This window comes from Arcobacter lacus (genome assembly GCF_003063295.1).
In the GTDB taxonomy this organism is placed as follows: domain Bacteria; phylum Campylobacterota; class Campylobacteria; order Campylobacterales; family Arcobacteraceae; genus Aliarcobacter; species Aliarcobacter lacus.
Genome location: NZ_MUXF01000017.1, coordinates 1 through 20,252, shown reverse-complemented (window position 1 = coordinate 20,252; position 20,252 = coordinate 1). Strand labels below are relative to the sequence as shown.

Annotated in this window: 21 protein-coding genes; 10 read left to right on the top strand and 11 right to left on the bottom strand. The window is 27.9% G+C overall.

The window, feature by feature from the left end; all coding sequences use genetic code 11:
• The 4 genes from B0175_RS08775 to B0175_RS08760 form a co-directional block, all read left to right on the top strand.
• Nucleotides 1-327, top strand: a 327-nt coding sequence (locus B0175_RS08775) for a pyridoxal-phosphate dependent enzyme (RefSeq protein ID WP_146175190.1), incomplete at its 5' end; no start/stop codon positions are given.
• A gap of 187 nt (nucleotides 328-514) precedes the next feature.
• Nucleotides 515-1,351, top strand: coding sequence for a sulfate ABC transporter permease subunit CysT (cysT, locus tag B0175_RS08770; RefSeq protein ID WP_108528217.1), 837 nt, complete (start codon nucleotides 515-517; stop codon nucleotides 1,349-1,351).
• The gene (cysW, locus tag B0175_RS08765; RefSeq protein WP_014475519.1) at nucleotides 1,348-2,208 is read left to right on the top strand and encodes a sulfate ABC transporter permease subunit CysW; all 861 of its coding nucleotides are present in this window, start codon (nucleotides 1,348-1,350) and stop codon (nucleotides 2,206-2,208) included. Before cysT ends, cysW begins: the two co-directional genes overlap by 4 nt.
• Nucleotides 2,209-2,223: 15 nt before the next feature.
• A complete protein-coding gene (locus B0175_RS08760) occupies nucleotides 2,224-3,270 on the top strand; it encodes a sulfate/molybdate ABC transporter ATP-binding protein (protein WP_108528216.1) in 1,047 nt (348 codons plus the stop codon).
• Nucleotides 3,271-3,282: 12 nt separating this feature from the next.
• Here the strand turns inward: B0175_RS08760 and B0175_RS08755 are convergent, their stop codons facing one another.
• From B0175_RS08755 to B0175_RS08745, 3 genes are read right to left on the bottom strand one after another with little or no spacing between them, the layout of a single operon-like run.
• On the bottom strand, nucleotides 3,283-4,170 hold the full coding sequence (locus tag B0175_RS08755) for a transglutaminase family protein (RefSeq protein WP_108528215.1): 888 nt from the start codon (nucleotides 4,168-4,170) through the stop codon (nucleotides 3,283-3,285).
• A gap of 3 nt (nucleotides 4,171-4,173) precedes the next feature.
• The gene (locus tag B0175_RS08750) at nucleotides 4,174-6,663 is read right to left on the bottom strand and encodes a circularly permuted type 2 ATP-grasp protein (protein WP_108528214.1); all 2,490 of its coding nucleotides are present in this window, start codon (nucleotides 6,661-6,663) and stop codon (nucleotides 4,174-4,176) included.
• Entirely contained in the window at nucleotides 6,664-10,032 is a 3,369-nt protein-coding gene (locus B0175_RS08745) for a transglutaminase family protein (RefSeq protein WP_108528213.1), read from the bottom strand.
• 225 nt (nucleotides 10,033-10,257) lie between these two features.
• Between B0175_RS08745 and B0175_RS08740 the strand changes: the two genes are divergently transcribed.
• Nucleotides 10,258-10,698 carry a hemerythrin family protein gene (locus B0175_RS08740; RefSeq protein WP_108528212.1) on the top strand — a complete coding sequence of 147 codons (441 nt, stop codon included), beginning with the start codon at nucleotides 10,258-10,260 and terminating at the stop codon, nucleotides 10,696-10,698.
• A 48-nt stretch (nucleotides 10,699-10,746) separates the two neighbouring features.
• Here B0175_RS08740 and B0175_RS08735 read toward each other — a convergent pair whose 3' ends face one another.
• The gene (locus B0175_RS08735; RefSeq protein ID WP_228156092.1) at nucleotides 10,747-11,640 is read right to left on the bottom strand and encodes a metallophosphoesterase; all 894 of its coding nucleotides are present in this window, start codon (nucleotides 11,638-11,640) and stop codon (nucleotides 10,747-10,749) included.
• A gap of 397 nt (nucleotides 11,641-12,037) precedes the next feature.
• Between B0175_RS08735 and B0175_RS08730 the strand changes: the two genes are divergently transcribed.
• From B0175_RS08730 to B0175_RS08715, 4 genes are all read left to right on the top strand, one after another.
• The gene (locus B0175_RS08730) at nucleotides 12,038-12,820 is read left to right on the top strand and encodes a DUF4198 domain-containing protein (protein ID WP_108528210.1); all 783 of its coding nucleotides are present in this window, start codon (nucleotides 12,038-12,040) and stop codon (nucleotides 12,818-12,820) included.
• Nucleotides 12,821-12,888: 68 nt separating this feature from the next.
• Entirely contained in the window at nucleotides 12,889-13,215 is a 327-nt protein-coding gene (locus B0175_RS08725; RefSeq protein ID WP_108528209.1) for a ComEA family DNA-binding protein, read from the top strand.
• 82 nt (nucleotides 13,216-13,297) lie between these two features.
• Nucleotides 13,298-14,035 (top strand): YaaA family protein, encoded by a 738-nt coding sequence (locus B0175_RS08720; RefSeq protein WP_108528208.1) that lies wholly within the window; start codon nucleotides 13,298-13,300, stop codon nucleotides 14,033-14,035.
• 10 nt (nucleotides 14,036-14,045) lie between these two features.
• Nucleotides 14,046-15,011: a zinc transporter ZntB gene (locus B0175_RS08715; protein ID WP_108528207.1), complete on the top strand. Its 966-nt coding sequence runs from the start codon at nucleotides 14,046-14,048 to the stop codon at nucleotides 15,009-15,011.
• Here the strand turns inward: B0175_RS08715 and B0175_RS08710 are convergent.
• The 5 genes from B0175_RS08710 to secG are packed head-to-tail and all read right to left on the bottom strand — an operon-like array spanning nucleotide 15,008 to nucleotide 18,145.
• Entirely contained in the window at nucleotides 15,008-16,090 is a 1,083-nt protein-coding gene (locus tag B0175_RS08710) for an MFS transporter (RefSeq protein ID WP_108528206.1), read from the bottom strand. The genes B0175_RS08715 and B0175_RS08710 overlap by 4 nt on opposite strands.
• A complete protein-coding gene (locus tag B0175_RS08705) occupies nucleotides 16,090-16,569 on the bottom strand; it encodes an RDD family protein (protein WP_012148107.1) in 480 nt (159 codons plus the stop codon). Before B0175_RS08705 ends, B0175_RS08710 begins: the two co-directional genes overlap by 1 nt.
• Nucleotides 16,569-17,177, bottom strand: a complete 609-nt coding sequence (gene pyrE, locus B0175_RS08700) for an orotate phosphoribosyltransferase (protein WP_047021891.1) — start codon at nucleotides 17,175-17,177, stop codon at nucleotides 16,569-16,571. The genes B0175_RS08705 and pyrE overlap by 1 nt, the downstream gene beginning before the upstream one ends.
• 2 nt (nucleotides 17,178-17,179) lie before the next feature.
• Complete coding sequence (frr, locus tag B0175_RS08695; RefSeq protein ID WP_108528205.1) at nucleotides 17,180-17,737, bottom strand: ribosome recycling factor; 558 nt, start codon at nucleotides 17,735-17,737, stop codon at nucleotides 17,180-17,182.
• A 60-nt stretch (nucleotides 17,738-17,797) separates the two neighbouring features.
• Nucleotides 17,798-18,145, bottom strand: a complete 348-nt coding sequence (gene secG, locus B0175_RS08690; RefSeq protein ID WP_004509968.1) for a preprotein translocase subunit SecG — start codon at nucleotides 18,143-18,145, stop codon at nucleotides 17,798-17,800.
• Nucleotides 18,146-18,231: 86 nt separating this feature from the next.
• Between secG and B0175_RS08685 the strand changes: the two genes are divergently transcribed.
• Nucleotides 18,232-18,924, top strand: coding sequence for a methyltransferase domain-containing protein (locus B0175_RS08685; protein WP_108528204.1), 693 nt, complete (start codon nucleotides 18,232-18,234; stop codon nucleotides 18,922-18,924).
• Here the strand turns inward: B0175_RS08685 and B0175_RS08680 are convergent.
• Both B0175_RS08680 and B0175_RS08675 read right to left on the bottom strand, forming a co-directional pair.
• Nucleotides 18,876-19,283, bottom strand: coding sequence for a thiamine-phosphate pyrophosphorylase (locus B0175_RS08680; protein ID WP_108528203.1), 408 nt, complete (start codon nucleotides 19,281-19,283; stop codon nucleotides 18,876-18,878). The genes B0175_RS08685 and B0175_RS08680 overlap by 49 nt on opposite strands.
• A gap of 33 nt (nucleotides 19,284-19,316) precedes the next feature.
• Nucleotides 19,317-20,018, bottom strand: coding sequence for a Bax inhibitor-1/YccA family protein (locus B0175_RS08675; protein ID WP_004509965.1), 702 nt, complete (start codon nucleotides 20,016-20,018; stop codon nucleotides 19,317-19,319).
• Between the last annotated feature and the right edge of the window lie 234 nt (nucleotides 20,019-20,252).

Genomic DNA, 20,252 nt, shown 5'->3' with positions numbered 1-20,252 from the left:
GAACCAGAAGCAAGTCCAGTGTTAAGTGGAGGGAATCCTGGACCACATAAAATCCAAGGGATTGGAGCAGGATTTGTACCAGATGTATTAAATACAAAAATATATGATGAGATAATACAAGTGTCAAATGATGCAGCAATAGAGACTTCAAGACAATTAGCACAAAATGAAGGGTTGCTTGTAGGTATTAGCGCAGGGGCTAACGCATATGTAGCAAGTCAAGTGGCAAAAAGACCAGAGAATAAAGGTAAAACAATAGTAACAATTTTATGTGATACAGGTGAAAGATATTTAAGTTCAGGATTATATAATTACGAAGAAGAGTAAGACTCTTCTTCATCTCTCTTTGAGGAAAATCTTCAAAACTTACTTACAGAATATATCTTCTTGACAATTTAAATTTAAAGAGATATAATTTCACCTATTTTATAGATGATTATTTTAATCATCTATTTTTTTATGAAAATTTTATATTTCACCTATTGAGTGGATTATATATTTAAGGGATTATTTAATGAGATTAAATTTTGGCATATTAAAAAGACCAAAATCCACAATTCCTGGATTTGGTTTGACTTTGGGATATACAGTTTTTTATTTAAGTATTATTGTAATTATTCCACTTATAGCTCTATTTACAGAAGCTTTTAGTATGGGATGGCAAGCTTTTTTAGATGCAACAACAAATGATAGAGTAATCGCAAGTTATAAACTAACTTTTTTTACATCTATAATAGCAGCACTTATAAATACTTTTTTTGGACTTATTGTTGCTTGGTGTTTAGTTAGATATAACTTTTTTGGAAAAAGAGTTTTTGATGCGATTGTTGATTTACCTTTTGCTTTACCAACAGCTGTTTCAGGGATTGCTCTTACAACACTTTATTCATCACAAGGTTGGTTTGGACAAATTTTACAACCACTTGGAATAAAAGTTGTTTTTACTCCTATTGGAATAACAATAGCTTTGATTTTTATTGGTCTTCCTTTTGTTGTAAGAACAATTCAACCAGCATTTGAAGAGTTAGAAGTTGAACAAGAAGAAGCAAGTAGATGGCAAACATTTTATAAAGTGATACTTCCTACTATTTTTCCAGCATTATTAACTGGATTTGCTTTATCTTTTGCAAGAGCTTTAGGTGAATATGGTTCGGTTGTTTTTATAGCTGGAAATATGCCAATGAAAACAGAGATTAGTACACTTTTGATTATTACAAAACTTGAGCAATATGATTATGCAGGAGCAACAGCGATTGCAGTTGTAATGTTATTAATCTCTTTTGTAATGTTACTTTTAATAAATATTCTTCAAAGATGGAGTTCAAGAAGAAGAGGAATGGAGGCTATATGAAAACTTTTAATAATTCAAAAAGTTCACAAGGTGAATCAAAAGTAGTTAAATATCTACTAATAACAACAGCAATAACTTTTTTAGCTGTTATGTTAGTAGTTCCTTTGATTACAATATTTGCAGAAGCTTTTAGAAAAGGAGTTGAAGCATATTTTTTAAGTTTTGAAGATGAGTATGTTTTAAGTGCAATTAAACTTACATTTATAACTGCAATTATTGCTGTTCCTCTAAATTTAGTTTTTGGGCTTGCAGCTTCTTGGGCGATAGCAAAATACTCTTTTTTTGGGAAAAGTTTTTTAATAACTTTGATTGATTTACCTTTTGCTGTAAGTCCTGTAATTTCAGGATTTGTTTATGTTCTATTATTTGGAGCACAAGGTTGGTTTGGTTCTTGGTTGATTGAAAATGATGTACAGATTATTTTTGCAGTTCCTGGAATTGTATTAGCGACTATATTTGTAACTTTTCCATTTGTTGCAAGAGAGTTAATTCCTTTGATGCAAGAGATGGGAAATGATGAAGAACAAGCTGCTTTACTTTTAGGAGCAAGTGGTTTTCAAACATTTTTAAAAGTTACTTTACCAAATATAAAATGGGGACTTTTATATGGAGTAATTTTATGTAATGCAAGAGCAATGGGAGAATTTGGAGCAGTTTCAGTTGTTTCAGGACATATTCAAGGTGTGACAAATACGATGCCTTTGCAAGTTGAGATTTTATATAACGAATATAATTTTGTTGCAGCTTTTGCAGTTTCAACACTTTTAGCAATTTTGGCTTTATTAACTCTTGTTTTAAAATATATTTTAGAGTGGAAAGTACAAAAAAGAGCAAAAAAATTAGAGAATGAAGAATAATTTATAGGAAAAAATATGAAGATTGAAGTAAAAAATTTAACAAAAAACTTTGGAAATTTTGTAGCACTTGAAAATATAAATTTAGATATTGTTGATGGTGAATTATTAGCACTTTTAGGACCATCAGGAAGTGGAAAAACAACTCTTTTAAGAATGATTGCTGGACTTGAAACAGTTGATGATAAAGATAGTGGAGAGATTTTATTTAATGGTATAAATGTTGCAAAAAAAGATATTGGTGAACGAGATATTGGTTTTGTTTTTCAACATTATGCCTTGTTTCGTCATATGACTGTTTTTGAAAACATCGCTTTTGGGCTTAGAGTAAAACCTAAAAAACAAAGACTTTCAAATAAAGAGATTGAAGAAAAAGTAAATAAACTTTTAAAACTTATTCAACTTGATGGTTTTGCTTCTCGTTTCCCTTGGCAATTATCTGGAGGGCAACGACAAAGAGTTGCATTAGCACGTGCACTTGCTGTTGAGCCAAAAGTTTTACTTTTAGATGAACCTTTTGGAGCACTTGATGCAAAAGTACGAACAGATTTAAGAAGATGGTTAAAAGAGCTTCAAGAAGAACTTGGAATTACAACTATTTTAGTTACACATGACCAAGAAGAAGCACTTGAAGTTGCAAATAGAATAGTAGTAATTAGCAAAGGAAAAATAGAGCAAGTTGGAACTCCTGAAGAGGTATTTCACAATCCCAAAAATGAGTTTGTAATAAACTTTTTAGGAAATGTAAATCTATTTCATGGACGAGTTGATGATGGAAGGTTAAATCTTGAAGATAGCTCAGATAATAAATATTTGATTAGACCACATGAGTTAGAAATAATTTCTGTAAATGATAAAGAAGCAATTTTACAAGCAAAAGTAAAATATATCCAACTTGCAGGTTCTTTTGTGAAAATAGATTTAAGTCATTTAAACGATGATTCAAAAACACTATTGGTTGAAATATCACATTCAGAATTTAAAGAGAAAAATATTCAAAAAGGTGATATTGTAGGAATTCGTCCAAGAACTTTAAGAACCTTTGAAGATGGGGCAGGAATATAATTTATGCTAAAGTTAAAGTAATTTAACATTTACTTTAACTTTTAAACTACTTTCTCCACTACTTTGGACAACTCCTTTTAGTGGAGATATGTCTAAATAGTCTCTTCCATAACCTAAAATAATGTATTCTTCATTTGGTATTTTATTATTTGTTGGGTCAAAATCTGCCCAACCAAATGTTGGGATATAAATAGAAAACCAAGCATGTGATGCATCTGCTCCAAACAGTTTTTCTTTTCCAGGTGCAGGAATAGTTTGTATATAACCACTAACATAACGTGTTGGAATACCAATACTTCTAAGTGCTGAAATTGCAAATTGTGCAAAATCTTGACAAACTCCTTTTTTCTCTTTAAAAACTTCTTCTATTGGAGTTGTAAGGTCAGTAAATCCAGATACAAAATCAAAATCATTAAATATTCTTTGCATAAATTCTTTTGTTGCTTCATAAAGGTTTCTATCTTCCCAAAATGATTCTAAAGCATAATTGATTATTTCATTTGATGCAACTGGAATTGATTCTGTTTCAAATAAAAAAAGTTTAGCTAAAACATCATCTTTATAATATTTATTGAGTCTCTCTTTAGCTTCACCAAAAGTGATAGAAACATTTTGTAGTTTTTCTAAATGTTTGTTTATATTTTCTTCGACTCTTTCTACTTTTGATTTTGCAATTACTTTTAATGAAGTATGAGATTCTCTTACAAGCATAAAATTATTTGTATTTTCAAAATAATCTATAAATTCATTTGATTCATAAGGAGTTGGCTCAATTTTTAAAGAATATTCTAATAATTTCTGAGCATCTGAATTTTTTGGTTTTAGTCTGGCAATATTATGACTAAAAGTTACAAGTGCAGCATAATCAAATTTTGTTTCGTGGTAAATTTCATAAATCATTAATTACTCGTTGTAGTGTGAAAAATATGTTTTTGTTAGTTCTTCAGATGTTTGGCTTAATAAATCTGAAATAGTTGAAAGGAAACTTTCTAACTCTTTATAAATAAATTCATCTTTTTTTGTTTCTAAAAGTTTATCTGTATTTGTTAAAGTTATCATAGAAAAAACTTTAAATACAGGCTCTTCAAAGTTACTTAATTGAGAATTATTTATAGTTTTTGGTAACTCTTTTAAATTTTCCAATAGTTCTTTTGTTATATAAATCAATGATTTTGGATATTTTGTATTAAATAGTAAAAAATCTAAAACATTTTTTAAATCTAAAGATGATTTGTAATAAGTTCTATAAGAGTTATAACTTTCATAAGAGTTAAGCATGGAATCAAGTACATCATACTCTAAAAGTTTGTCTAACTTTAAAGTAAGAAGTGAACGAAGTTTTGAGATAAGTAATTGAGAAATTTCTATTTTACAACCAATATCAAATAAAATCAAACCTTGTTCTTTAAAAATACTTTCATTGATTAATTCTTTATATGCCATAAGATAAATTAGTAATTTATCAAGTTCACTTATGTGGTCTTTATATGATGAAACTTCTCTTTTATTATATCCATTCCACTCTCTTTGCATTTTTTCATAAATTCTCCAAGCATCCATTGTTAAAAGATTTTTAACGCTAGCATTTATGTTTGATAATAAACTAAGAGAAAAAGATAAACTCCCTACACGATTTTTATCTTTAATTAGCGAAAGTATTTCATTTAAAGGATGTTTCATCTTTTCATCTAAAAATCCTGGATAAGTCATTGTAAGATGAGTTAATGCAACATTTAATATTTTTGAAGTTTGTTTTGAATTTGTATTGTCATCATATCTATTTATATTAAACATTGTTTTTAAATTAAACCTAATCATTCTTGCGGTTGTGATAGTTCTACTTAGATATCTTCCAAGCCAAAAAAGATTTTCTGCTCTTTTTGTTGAAATATTTTCAAGTTGAGAATCAATAAATGCTCTATTTTTAAAAATAGAGTTTCCAGTATAACTTTCATCTTTTCCCAAAATCCATAAGTCTTTACTTGTTCCACCTTTTTGATTCGAAACAACAAGGCTATCTTTAGAAGGAGAAACTCTAACTAATCCTCCTTGAAGAACATTATATTTATTTTTATGTAAATATGAAAAAGCTCTAATTACAGTATTTCTTGGTTCAACTTTACCTTTTGAATAAGAAGGTGTTGTAGAAAAATCAATTATCTCTTGCCCTACATAATAATGAGGTGCTTTTTGTATCTTTTGAGTTAATTCTAATAGTTGTTTTTCTGTTAGTTTATTTCCAAAATATACTTCAATATTATCAGTTCTATCTATTTTTTTTACAATCAGAGTTTTTAAATTCTCTAATACAAAATCTAACTCTTTTTTTTGTCCACACCACCAAGTTGCAATTTGTGGTAAAATTAACTCTTCGTCCAATAAAAATCTTGAAATATTTTTCATAAATGGATTTAATCCAATATTTTCTAAAATTCCTACTCCAATTGGATTTATCATAGATAAGTTATCTTCTCTAATTACATTTACTAAACCAGCAACTCCAAGATGTGAATTGTTTTTTAGTTCTAATGGATCACAATATTGTGCGTCAACTCTTCTTATTAAAGTATCAACGCGTCTTAATCCTTTTAAACTTTTTAGCCAAAGGTGATTATTTTTTACAAGTAAATCATCACCTTGAACTAAAGTTAAATCTAAATAAGAACTCAAATATGAGTGTTCAAAATATGTTTCATTTAGAGGACCTGGAGTTAAGAATGCAATTAGTGGATTTTCTTGATTCGAAGGAGATAAAGATTTTAGCATAGTTTTATAACCTTCAATAAAACTTGCCATTTTTTTAATTTCAACGTTTGGATATAAATCATTTGAAATTGAGTTCATAGTAAGACGATTTTCTATTGCATATCCTAAGCCTGAAGGTGATTGTGTTCTATCATTTATAACCCAAAATTTACCATCTGGTCCTCGGCTAATATCACTTGCATAAAATCTTAATGAATAAGAATCTTCATTTTTAAAATTAAAAGCTTCAGGTAAAAAACTTTTATGTCCAAAAACTATTTCAGCAGGTATAATTCCTTCTTTTAATAGTCTTTGTTCTGTATATAAATCTTTGAAAATAAGATTTAGAAGTTTTGCTCTTTGTATTAAGCCTTTTGAAACTTCTTCCCACTCTTCATTTGTTATTACTAATGGAATTGGGTCAAGGTTCCATCTTCTATTACTTCCCTCTGGATCATTATAAATATTATAAGTAACACCATTATCTTCAAGACGCCAATCAATTTCTAGTTGTTTTTGTTCTAATTGTTTGATACCAGTTTTTTCTAAACCTTCTATTATTTGTTTCCAATGAGGTCTAATATTACACTCATTATCAAACATTTCATCAAATGATGATTCTAATCTACAACTATCAAAAATTGACATCTAATTTTTTATCCACCTTTGTCTTAAATCTAATGTATGAGGATACTCTTTATTTTTTGGCATTTCATGGAAATATAGTTTTTTATTTCCAGTTTTATTTTTTATACTTCTTGTTGCTTCAAATGCAAAAGAAGAAGAGTTAGCTTCTCCAAAAAGTTGAGTTTCCATTGGTGTTACTTCTCCTTGTGAATGATTAAAATCCCAATATCTATTTATTCTTCTTGATTCTGCTTCATAAGAATTTACAGGGAATGTATCATAACTTCTTCCACCTGGATGTGAAACAAAATAGTTAAAACCACCAATAGATCTCATATTCCATTTGTCTATTATATCAAAAGTCAAAGGAGTATCAACTTTAATTGTTGGATGAAGTGCTGACCAAGGTTGCCAAGCTTTATATCTAACTCCACTAACAAATTCTCCTTCAATTTCTGTTTTAGATAAAGGTACCTGAACACCATTACAAGTAATCACATATCTTTCTTCATTGAAATCTTGAATTTTGATTTGTAATCTTTCAAGTGATGAATCAACATATCTTGAAGTTCCTTGACTTCCTGACTCTTCTCCCAAAACATTCCATGGTTCAATTGCAGCTCTAATTTCAACATGCATACCATTTATCATGGTCATTCCATATAGTGGGAATCTAAATTCAAAGAATGGGTCAAACCAATCAAGTTTAAACTCATAACCCTCATCATTTAAATATTCAACTACACTTTTTAAATCTTCTCTTACATAATGTTCAAGTAAAAATTTATCATGTAATCTTGTTCCCCAACGAATAAGATTATGTTTATATGGTCTTTTCCAAAAACAAGAAACTAAAGCACGAACTAATAACATTTGTAAAAGTGCCATTTGAGAATGAGGTGGCATATCAAAAGCACGAAGCTCTAAAATCCCTAATCTTCCACTTGAACTATCTGGTGAATAAAGTTTATCTATACAAAATTCGCTTCTATGAGTATTTCCAGTTATATCTGTTAGCATATGTCTAAATAATCTATCTGTTAACCAATAAGGAACATCTCCATTTTCAGGAATTTGTGAAAAAGCAATTTCAAGTTCATAAAGATTTTCAACTCTTCCTTCATCAACTCTTGGAGCTTGGCTTGTTGGTCCAATGAATGCTCCACTAAATAAATATGAAAGTCCTGGATGGTGTTGCCAGAATGTGATTAAACTTCTTAGTAGTTGAGGATTTCTTAAAAGTGGCGAATCACTTGGATTCATAGCTCCAATAGTTACGTGATTTCCTCCACCAGTTCCTGTGTGTCTTCCATCAACCATAAATTTTTCAGTTCCAAGACGACAAACTCTTGCATCTTCATAAAGTTTTAGTAAGTTATCACTTAACTCTTTCCAAGAAGAGGCTGGTTGGATATTTACTTCAATAACCCCTGGATCTGGAGTTACTTTGATTCTATCTGTTCTTAAATCATAAGGAGGTTCATATCCTTCAATGATTACAGCCATATTTAACCTACTTGCAGTCTCTTCAATAGAGGCGATTAAATCCAAAAATACTTCTGTTTTTTCAATAGGAGGAAGAAAAATACAAAGTTTAGAATCTCTTACTTCAATACCTAAAGCTGTTCTTACAAAAGCCGAATATTTATTATTAGGAGTTGTTTTATTATTTAAATTTTTTGCTCTTTTTTCAACACCATTGATATAATCCCCAAGTGCTGGATATGAAGCAAATAAATCTGGTTGGAAATCTTGGTCTAATTCAACTTGAGGTTTTACTATTAAAGATTCTAAAGGAAGTCTAAATCCAATAGGAGAGTTACCTGCACTTAAAAATAGATTTCCTCGTCTAAATTCCCATTTTGCTGTAATCCATTTAGTAAATCCAAAATTAAGAGGAAGAACATATCCTACTTCATTGTTTAATCCATAAGTTAATTTTTGGGCAATTGTTTTTCTCTCTAAAGGATCTTTTAAATCATATTTTAAAGGATCTATATCAATAGGAAGTTCAGCCTCTTTCATAATATAGTAAATCGGGTCTTCAAAAGCAGGAACTACATTTTCATCACTAACTCCTAAAATAAGAGCTAAAGTTGAGATAAATGTTTTTGCATCCGCAGTTGTATAAGAATAGTTAGTATTCATATTTGCTAAAAGGTCTGGATTTTTCCAAACAGGTTTTCCATCTTTTCGCCAATAAATTGTAGTTTGCCATCTTGGAAGTGGCTCTCCTGGATACCATTTCCCTTGGGCGTGATGTAATAATCCTCCATTTGTTGATGAAGCCATGATTTTTCTTGAAAGATTATTTGCTAATTCTCTTTTGTGAGGACCATCTGCTTCACTATTCCATTGAGCAGATTCCATATCATCAATAGATACAAAAGTAGGTTCTCCTCCCATAGTAAGTCTTACATCATTTTTTACTAAATCTTCATCAACTTTAAAACCAAGTTTATAAATAGCATCCCATTGCTCTTCTTTATAAGGTTTTGTAACCCTCGGTGATTCAAAAATTCTTGTTACTTTATTTTCGTAATCAAACTCTGTTTCACATTTATCACTAAATCCTTCAATTGCATGAGCAGAGTTATAGTGAGGAGTACAAGCAAGAGGAATATGACCTTCCCCTGCAAAAAGACCACTTGTACTATCAAGTCCAATCCATCCTGCACCTGGAACATAAACTTCTGTCCAAGCATGTAAATCTGTAAAATCAGCTTCAGGACCACTTGGTCCATCAAGTGATTTAACATCTGCTGTTAATTGAACTAAATATCCAGATACAAATCTTGCAGCAAGACCTAGGTGTCTTAATACTTGAACAAAAAGCCAAGCAAAATCTCTACAACTTCCAAGTTTCTTTTCTAAAGTTGTTTTACAAGTTTGAACACCTGGTTCTAGTCTTACTGTATAGTTTAGATGTGAGTTGATTCTTTGATTTACTTCAACTAAAAAATCAATTATTGATTTCTCTTCTCTATCAATTGTATCAACAAAATCTTTTAATATTTTTGTTTTTTCATCAATCTTTAAATATGGTTTTAACTCTTCTTCTAACTCTTTTTTGTATTCAAATGGATAGTTCTTTGCACTATCTTCAACGAAAAAATCAAAAGGGTTTATTGTAATCATATCTGCAATGATTTCAACATCAACACAAAATTCATCTGTTTTTTCAGGAAAAACTAGTCTAGCCATATAGTTTCCAAATGGGTCTTGTTGCCAATTTAGAAAATGATTATCTGGTTTTATTTTTAGAGAATAAGCCTCGATAGGAGTTCTACTATGAGGTGCTGGACGTAATCTTATTATATGGGGAGATAAAGAGATTTTTCTATCATATTTATAGTGAGTTTTGTGGGAAATTACAACTTTTAAAGACATATCTAATCCTTTTGATTTGATAAAATATTATATTAGCATTGAGTAGGATATTTTTTAAAAATCTGTATAAAGAATATACCTTATTATGCTAAAAAATAAGATAAATTTCTAATTAGTATAAATTTAATAATAAGAAGAAACATTATTTCTAGAATTTAGTTGATTATAATCAATTCTATTTTTACCAAATTTAATTAAAATCACAACAAATTTAAGGAGATAAAAATGCTTATAGATAAAGAAACATTACCATTAGTTGATATGGATTTTATGAACGAAACACATTTTGAAGATGTAGATTTGATAAATGAACTTTATGAAAATATTGTGACTTATGAAAAAGATAGTTCAAATGAAAGTTTTGGAATTTTAAAATCACAATATAAAAAGTGGCAAGATCACACTATAAATCATTTTAAAACAGAAGAAGATGAAATGCAAAAAAAAGGTTTTTTCGCATATCCATTTCATAAAGGTGAACATGATTCAAATTTGTATCAAATAAATATAGTTTGGAAAAATTTTGAAACAAAAAGAGATATAAAAGAACTAAAAAATTATATAGAAAAAGATTTAGTAGATTGGTTGATAAGTCATATTTTAAGTATGGATACTGTAACTGCAAGATTTTTCAAAACTGGAATGAGTCCTTGTGGAATGCATTAACTAATAATCAAGTAGGTAATCAATAATTTTGATTACTCTATTTTTATTTTATGACAACCTCAGAACTGTTATCTCACTTGAAGCCCCTAACCTCATAGGTGGTCCCCAAAATCCAGTTCCTTTATTTACATAAACTTGAGTTGTATCATTATGTTGGTGAAGTCCTTTTACATAAGGTTGTTCAAGTTTTACTAAAAAATTAAATGGAAAGATTTGTCCACCATGAGTGTGTCCACAAAGTATTAAATCAATATTTTTTGTATCTTTTATTTCATTTATATATTTTGGTTGATGTGCTAATAAAATTGTCGGATTATTTTCACAGTTTTCCAAAGCTTTATTTATATCAGGAATGTATGAACCATATCTAAAACCAAATCTATCATAAACTCCAGCTAAATAGAAACCTTCATCTTTTTCTCCAATATAAACATTTTGATTTTCTAAAGTTTTAATTCCTAAAGAGTTTACATAATCAATGATTGGTTTTACTCCATGAAAATATTCGTGATTTCCAACTATAAAATATGTTCCATATTTTGATTGTAAATTTTTTAATTCATCAAGTGCTGGACGCGCAAACTCTAGTTTAGTATCAACTAAATCACCGGTTATTACAACAATATCTGCATTTAGAAGATTTATTTTATCAACCATTGATTTTATAAAATTTTTTGTAATTAATCCACCAATATGAATATCACTTATTTGTATTATTTTATAAGGTTTTTTTAGATTATTTATTTTTACATCAACTATTTCAAGTTCAATATGTCGTGCATTATCAATGGCTTTTGCATTTGTTGCAATTACGGCTGATATAACACCGATATCTAAACCTTTTTTAAAAAATTCTCGTCGATTTTTAGTATATTTTGTTTTTTTTATACCAAAAGAGATGATTTCATGAAATAAAGTAATAATAAATGTTAGAAAAATCATCCCAATTGGTAAAGATAGGAGAAAATAGAGCCAGTTAGGCACTATAGGGAAGTATCTAGCAAGTGGATACATTAAAGCACCAAAAAATGTTAAATATAATACAAAGCTAAAATACTTTTTCGTCTTATGTTTAAAATTAAGCTTATTTATAAGACGCTTTTTGATTATCAAAGTTTGGAAAGCAAATACAATAATAAAAATTATAAAAAACAATGATATATTCATATGGAATTGTATAGATTTTTGGTTAACAGCTTTTAAATAGATGATTAATAATTAATTAAATCTAAAAATAATTTTATTAGTAAACAAGTGATTCAATGGTATTCTAAAATATATAAAAATATATTTATTTCTCATTTTGATAGAAATAGTATAAATTAAAAAAAGGATAAATATGATTAAAAAATTTGGTTTAATAGTTCTATTTAGTATAATAGTATCAGTACAAAGTGTAGCTCATGATTTTTGGATACATTCTACGAGTTATACTCTTCCTTGGAATAAATTGGGAGCAATAACAAATTTATATATGGGACATGGACATTTATATCCTGTAGATGAAGTCTTTGATGGTGATGTTAAATTTAAAATAGTTCAACCAGATAATAAAGAAAAAGTTATCGAAAAAAAACTTTTAGGTTATAAAGAAATATTAAAAAAAGAGGGAACTTACATAGTTTCAGGTAAAACAAATCCTGCTTTTTGGACATATTACTTTGATGAAAAAGGAAATAAAAGTTGGAAAGCTGGAACAAAACAAGATGTAAAAAATATAATCTCAAGTAAACAATATAATAAATTTGCAAAAGCAATTTTAGATGTTGGAGAAACAAAAGATGAAAATTACTCAAAAGTTTTAGGAGATGCTTTAGAAATAATTCCTATGGAGAATCCAAACAAACTTGTTGGAAATGGTCAATACTTAACAGTAAAGATACTATTTAAAAATGAGCCTTTGGCTTCTTCAAAAGTTTATGGTAGTTATGCAGGATTTTCAAATAATGGAGATTATGCTTTTGTAACAACTACAAATAAAGATGGACTTGCAAAAATTAAGTTAAGTCATTCTGGATATTGGATATTAAAAACGGACTATTCTGAAGCTGCATCAAAAGAGCTAGAAGATAAGGTTAATGAAATTTTTTATGTAGCAACATTAACTTTTCAAGCTCAATAAATATAATAATGATATTAAAAATCATAAATATATGATATAATTTTTTTACACTATTTTAAGGAGTAAGTATGAAAAAGATTGTTGCATTATTTGCATTATGCGGAACATTGGTTTTTGGTGCTATTAATTTACAAACAGCCTCTAAAGAAGAACTTATGAATATCAAAGGAATAGGTGAGAAAAAAGCTGAACAAATTATAGAATATAGAAAAACAAATACTATTAAAAGTGCAGATGATTTGAAAAACATCAAAGGCTTCGGTGATAATATTGTTTCAAATGTAAAAGAAAACAATATGGATAGTATAAAAGAGAAAACTAAAAAAGAGACAAAAGATAAATCTGAAGAGTTGAATAATAAACTCAATGAAAAAACTTCAAGTTTATTGAAATAACATCTAAAACTAAGGCAAATTTCTTGCTTTAGTTTTTTACTTCATTTATGTTAAACTTAAATAAAATTTTTTAAGGTCATAAATGAAAATCCTATTTTCTCCAAGTGAAACAAAAAACTCTGGAGGCTTGAATAAATCTTTTGATAATTCTTCTTTTGTTTTTCCTGAACTTTACAGTTTTAGAGAAGAAATTTTAAATAAATATAACAATTTTATAAAAACTGCTTCAAAAGCAGAACTTGAAAAACTTTTTGGAACAAAAAAAGATGAAATAATAAATTCATATAAAAAAGACATTTTCCAAAGTCCAATTATGAAAGCAATTTTAAGATATGAAGGTGTTGCTTATGACTATTTGGAATATAAAGCTTTATATAAAAATGAACAAAAATATATAGACGAAAATGTTTTGATTTTTTCGAATCTTTTTGGAGTTTTAAAAGCAAGTGATGAAATTCCTGACTATAAACTAAAACAAGGCGAAACTTTTGACAATTTAAAAATAGAAAAGTTTTACTGTGATAGTTTCTCTTCAAAACTTGATGAGTTTTTAGAAGATGAAGATATTATTGATTTACGAGCAGGATTTTATGAAAAATTTTATCAAATCAAAAAGCCATATACAACAATGAAATTCATAAAAGATGGTAAAGTTGTAAGTCACTGGGCAAAAGCTTATAGAGGAATTATTTTAAGGTTATTAGCTCAAAATAATATTCAAAATATAGATGAATTAATGAGTATGGAAATTGATAATCTTTCAATTGCAGAAATAAAAAAACAAAAATTAAAAACAGAAATTATATATTCTATAAAATAAAGGAAAATGTGTGAAGAGAATTCCATTTTTAGGATTTTTACTTGATAAAAAAGGCTCTGCTTTAGAGTTAAAATACGAAGAATTAAATAGTGTAGATACAACTGATAAAATTTTATGGGTTCATTTTGATTATTCTACACAAGAAGCAAAAGATTGGATAAGAAATCAATGTAATAATTCTATAGTAGCTGATGCTCTTTTAGCAGATGAAACAAGACCAAGAACTACACTTTTAGGAGATTCTTTACTTCTTGCTTTAAGAGGTGTAAATTTAGATCCCCACTCAAGACCTGAAAATATGATATCTATTCGATTATTTATCTCTTCAAATATGATTATTAGTACAAGTAGAAGAACTTTATTGTCTGTTACTGAAATTATTGAAGAGTTAAGAAAAGGTACAGGAGTAAAAAGTACTTCTGAATTTTTAGTAGAGTTGACTTATCGTATGATTGATAGAATGGATGATGTTATTGACCAACTTCAAGATAGAACCGATTATTTAGAAGAAAATATAATTGATATGAAAAATCAAGAGTTTAGAACAGAGATTTTAAATGTAAGAAGAGAAACAATTGTTTTAAAAAGATATTTGGCTCCACAAAAAGAGGCTTTAATCAAATTAAGTAATGAAAAAATTTCTTGGATTGATGAGTATAGGAAAGTTGAGATTAGAGAGACTAATGACCAGTTGATAAGACATATAGAAGAACTTGATACTATTCGAGATAAAGTTATTTTAATTCAAGAAGAACTAGCAAATAGTTTAAGTGAAGAGATGAATAAAAAAATGTATATGTTATCTATCATATCTGCAATTTTTTTGCCACTTACTTTTTTAACTGGACTTTTAGGAATAAATGTTGGTGGAATACCAGGTGCTTCAAATGATAAAGCATTTTATATATTTACTATAATTTTACTTTTAGTGATATTTTCTCAATATATCATTTTTAAAAAGAAAAAGTGGCTTTAAGCTTTTTTTACAAAACTTATAGAAATAAAAGAAAATAGTGCAAAAATTGCACTATATAAAAATAGATATTTTCCATAAGTAGCACCAGCACTCAATGCTCCTACAAATCCACCCAATCCATAACCAACACCAAACATAAATTGTTGAGCTAATTTTTTATTATCATAAAGTGAATATAGGTAAATAACAACTGCACTATGAAATAAAGCAAATGAAAAAGCATGAATAGCTTGAGTAAAAAATACAATTTCTAAAGAGTTCGGATATAAATATAAAAGTATCCATCTAAAAGCTGTCACACCAACACAAAATTTTATGATATTTAAAAGATTATTTTTTAAAATTGGTGCTTGATAATAAAGCATTAAAATTTCACAAATAACACCAAATGCCCAAAGATATGAAATAGTTTCTAAAGATAAACCATGTTCTAATTCATAGATTGTAAAAAAGTTGTAGAATGAACCAAAACTTACTTGCATAAAAAATATACTTGCCCAAAAAGCAAAGTGTTTCATAAATGAAAAAACTTCATTGCTAATTGGATTTATTTTTTCTTCAAAATCATTTTTTAAAAGTAATAATGAAAAAATTACTGTTAGAACAACAACTCCTAAATAGTAATGAAGAGCAATAAAAGGAGTTGTTAAAACTTTTGCTAAAACTAAAGCAATTATAGTAAAACCGATTGAGCCAAAAAGTCTTGCTTTTCCATATTTGTCTTTCCCCAATATTGTTACAGCAGTAACTTCAAGATAAGGTAAAATCAAAGATAAACAAGCTGCTAAAAAAGCATTATTTAACATAAAAATATAAAAATGTTCTATTGTGATATAAAAAAGTGTAACCGCAATAACTGTTAAAAACAGTGCTTTTTTAAACATTTTTTTATTTAAACTGATATGTTTTAAAAATAAAAAAGGCATAGCAAATTTCATTAAAGGCGCAACAGCTAAAATAATACCAATATCAAAAGCACTATATCCAATATCATTTAGAACTTTTGGTAAAAATATTACATATATTCCAACAGCAGCAAAATAAAAGAAATAAAAAGCAGATAGGTTAAAAAATAGCATTATTTTTTATCTATATCAATCACAATTGTACCAGATACTAAATCTTGAAAAGTTTTTTTATCTTTTCTTAAAAATGGAAGAAAGGCTAAAATAATAGTCATAGAACTAAATAAAAAAGCTATATATCTTAAAATAGCTTTTGGTAGAGATATTTTTTCTTTTGTTTTTTCATTTAAAAGTTTTAAACTATAAGCTTTTAAGCCAGGAGTTTGTCCTTTTGCTATCCAAAAGATTATAATAATAAGTCCATATGTTAAAGAAAGAGTCCATCTTGCTTCTTGACTACCTTGGAAATCATCTTTTCCATCCATAAATATATAAGTAGTCAAATATGCAAGTGGCATCATAATCATAAACATATCGACAATGAAAGCTTTAATTCTTGAAGGGATTGATGCACAAATAATTAAGCTATCTTCAGTTGTAGTATTTTCTAAAGAACTATTTTTTTTGTGCTTTACATCTCTCCATTTTGCCATTAGTTTCCTCTACTACCTGGTTTTATAGCAATACTTCCTTCTTTACACATAGGACAATCTTCTGGGCTATACATCTCAAAAGCAAAATCTTCTAGTGCAAAAAGTGGTTTATCTAAAGGTAATTTGCAGTTATCTTTTCGTTCAATTGAACTTCCAACTCTTGAACAAAAACCTCTATTTGCTAAAGCAGCGTAAGCTACTACAATTCCACCAGCTTTTTCGATTTCTCTTGCAGCTTCTAAAGCACTTCCACCTGTTGTGATTATATCTTCACAAACAAGATATTTCTCACCTTTTTTTACTTCAAATCCTCTTCTAATAGTCATTTCACCATCAGCTCGTTCTGCAAAAATAAATCTTACATCAAGTGCAGTTGCAAGAGCAAAACCAGCTATTAATCCACCAAGAGCAGGTGAACAAACAGCATCTATTTCTAAATTAGATTTTTTAATCTCTTTTGCTAACTCTTCAGCTAAATATTTTGCAGTTTTTGGATCTTCTAATACTTTTGCTGATTGTAAATAAAATCTTGAGTGATTTCCACTACTTAATTTAAAATGTCCTTCTAGTAGTGCAGAAGCATCTTTATATATTTGTTCTATTTTCATAATCAAACCGTTAAAATTTCTTTTTCTTTTGCTTTTAAAGTCTCATCAGCTTTTAAAACATAAGAATCAGTGATTTTTTGAATTTCATCTTGAGCTTTTTTACTTTCATCTTCAGTAATAGCTTTATCTTTTAAAAGAGTTTTCACTTTATTATTTGAGTTTTGTCTAATATTTCTAATAGCAACTTTTGCATTATCTGTCATAGTTTTTGCATGTTTTGCTGTTTCTTGTCTTTGATCAACTGTCATTGGAGGGAAAAATAGTTTTATAATTTGACCATCATTATTTGGATTTACTCCAATATTTGCATTTTGGATAGCTTTTTCAATTGTTCCTAAAAGGTTTTTTTCCCAAGGATTGATTGTGATAGTTGTTGCATCAGTTGCTAAAACAGAACCAACTTGGCTTAAATCAGTCATTGTTCCATAATAATCAACTTTTATACCATCTAAAATATTTGTATTAACTTTACCTGTTCTTAAAGATTTGTAATCTTTTTTTAAAGATTCTATAGATTTTTCCATATGCTCTTTAGTTTGTGCATATACTTCTTGTAGCATTTATGCTCCTTTAATTAATAAAATTTTCTTCTTAAATAAAAAGAGATTTTTATCTCTTTATTATTTTTCAGAAGATGTTGGAATTTGGCTTGTTGGTGCAACTGGTGCAGTTGGAGTTTGTGTTACTGGAGTTGCTGGGATTAAAGATTCTGTTTTTACTGAATCGATAGCACTTTTATTTCTTTGTTCATTATAAAAGTATCCTAAAACTAAAGTATTTATCACAAAAGCTAATCCTAATGCCATTGTTGCTTTTGTTAAAAAGTTTGCTGGACCTTTTGCTCCAAAAACTGATTCGTTACTTCCGCTATATGCTCCAAGTCCTATACTTGAGCTTTTTTGAAGTAAAACAGTAATAGTTATAAGTACAGCTAAAACAAATTGAACTATTAAAAGTGTAGATGTCATAATCTAATATCCTTTTTTAAAAATAGCATTAATTTTATCAAAAACTTGTTAAAATCTTGTTAAAATCAAAATTACAAAGAGAAAAATTGCAAGTTAAAAATCAATTTTCAAAATATGCTAATGAGTATAAAACTCACAATATTATTCAACAAATTGTAGCAAAATCACTTGTTCGAGAGTTAAAATCTAAACCAAAAAGAATTTTAGAATTAGGTTGTGGTTCTGGACAAGTTTTTTCTAATATCTTTTGGGAAATTGAGTTTTATAAAGCAATAGATGCTTCATCTTCAATGTGTGAACTTCATCCAAAAGCAAAAAATATAGAAGTAAAATGTCTAAATTTTGATAGTGAAGAATTTTTTAATGAGATAAAAAATGATAGTTATGATATGGTTTTATCATCTTCTGCGTTACAATGGTCAAGCGATTTATCTAAAATTATTGAGTCATTATCTAAAATTACAAAAGAGATAAATACTGTTTTATTTACCTCAAATACTTTTAAAACTATACAAAAAATCACAAATACGAAATCACCAATTTTAGATGAAGATAGTATAAAAAACTCTTTTTCTAAATATTTTGAGTGTGAATTTGAAACTATTTTATACAAATTAGAATTTGATAATAAAAAAGACTTATTTGATTATATTAAAAAATCTGGAGTTAGTGGAGAAAAATCTCTTTCATATAGTGATTCGAAAAAATTATATAAAGAGTATGATTTAAATTATTTAGAATTTGAAGTGATTTTTATTAAAACAATCTCTAAGTTATAGAGTTCATATCGTATATATTTGAAATTTTCACTATCTTTTATAGAAGTTAATTTCGTAAACTCTTCTAAAACTCTAGCACTTTCTTGTGCTCTTTTGAAGTTTGCTATTAGAATTGAATTTAGATTATCTCTATTTTGTTCACTTTTAATAGACTCTCTTAACACATCATTTTTTACATCTCTAGTTTCAAGAAGTTCATAGTAGTTTTGAGTACGAGCTAAATGTCTAATATTTTTAAGTTTTGTAGCGACTTCTTTATTATTATATACATATCTAAATATATCTTCTACTACTCGAATGCCTTCTCGTAATCTATTTAAATTCGCATCAATAAGTCTTAAAGAAGAATTATTATCCATAATTTACAGTAAAAAGAATAAGACTAATAAGTCTTATTCTCTATCTCCACTATTCATAATCCCAAGAATTTGTAATAATGATATAAATAGATTAAAGAAATCTAAATATAAAGATAGTGCAGCTTCTACTGGTGAATCATATCCACCTTTTATAATATTTTGTGTATCAAATAAAATAAATGCAGAGAATAGTAATGCACTAACACTAGCAATTGCTAATTGCATCATAGATGATTGAATGAAGATATTAGAAATACCTGCAACAATTACTATAATTAAAGCAATGAATAAAAATTTACCCATAAAAGAGTAATCTTTTTTAGTTGTCATTGCAAACATTGAAATTCCACCAAATGCAATTGATGTCATTAAAAAAGCTTGTCCAACAATAGAAGCACCGCTAGGCATTGCAAAAATCGCAGCCAATAATGGAGCAATAGTTAATCCAGTAATAAATGTAAATACAAATAATACTGCTAAATTAACACCTGGAGTATGTTTTACTCTTGGTATTACAAAGAATATTAAAGCAAGTTCAATTGCAAATAAAACCCATTTCATTGGTCCCATAAGTAAACTTACTATTCCTAATCCAACATATGCACCAGCAGTTGCAGCTAATAATGAACCTGCAAATAGTTGGTAAGTAGCTTTTAAAAAGCTCATTAATTGTACTTGAGAAGATTCTTGTGAATATTGAGATGATTGATTTGATAAATAATCTCTATTATACATTTTCTTTTCCTTTCTAAATTTTGTACAGTTATAGTATTAAAAAAAAGTAAATCAAAGATTAATAAATGAACAGTTTTTATAAATTCCAAAATTTAAGCTACATTTTAGGAAAGTACTCTTGACAAGAGAAGAAAAAGGTATTATAATTCCCGTCCAATTTGACAAGACGAAGTTCAAAATCAAATTACGATCTTTAAAAGAAGAGAGTTTGTAAAGAAGTAATCTTTGTAAACT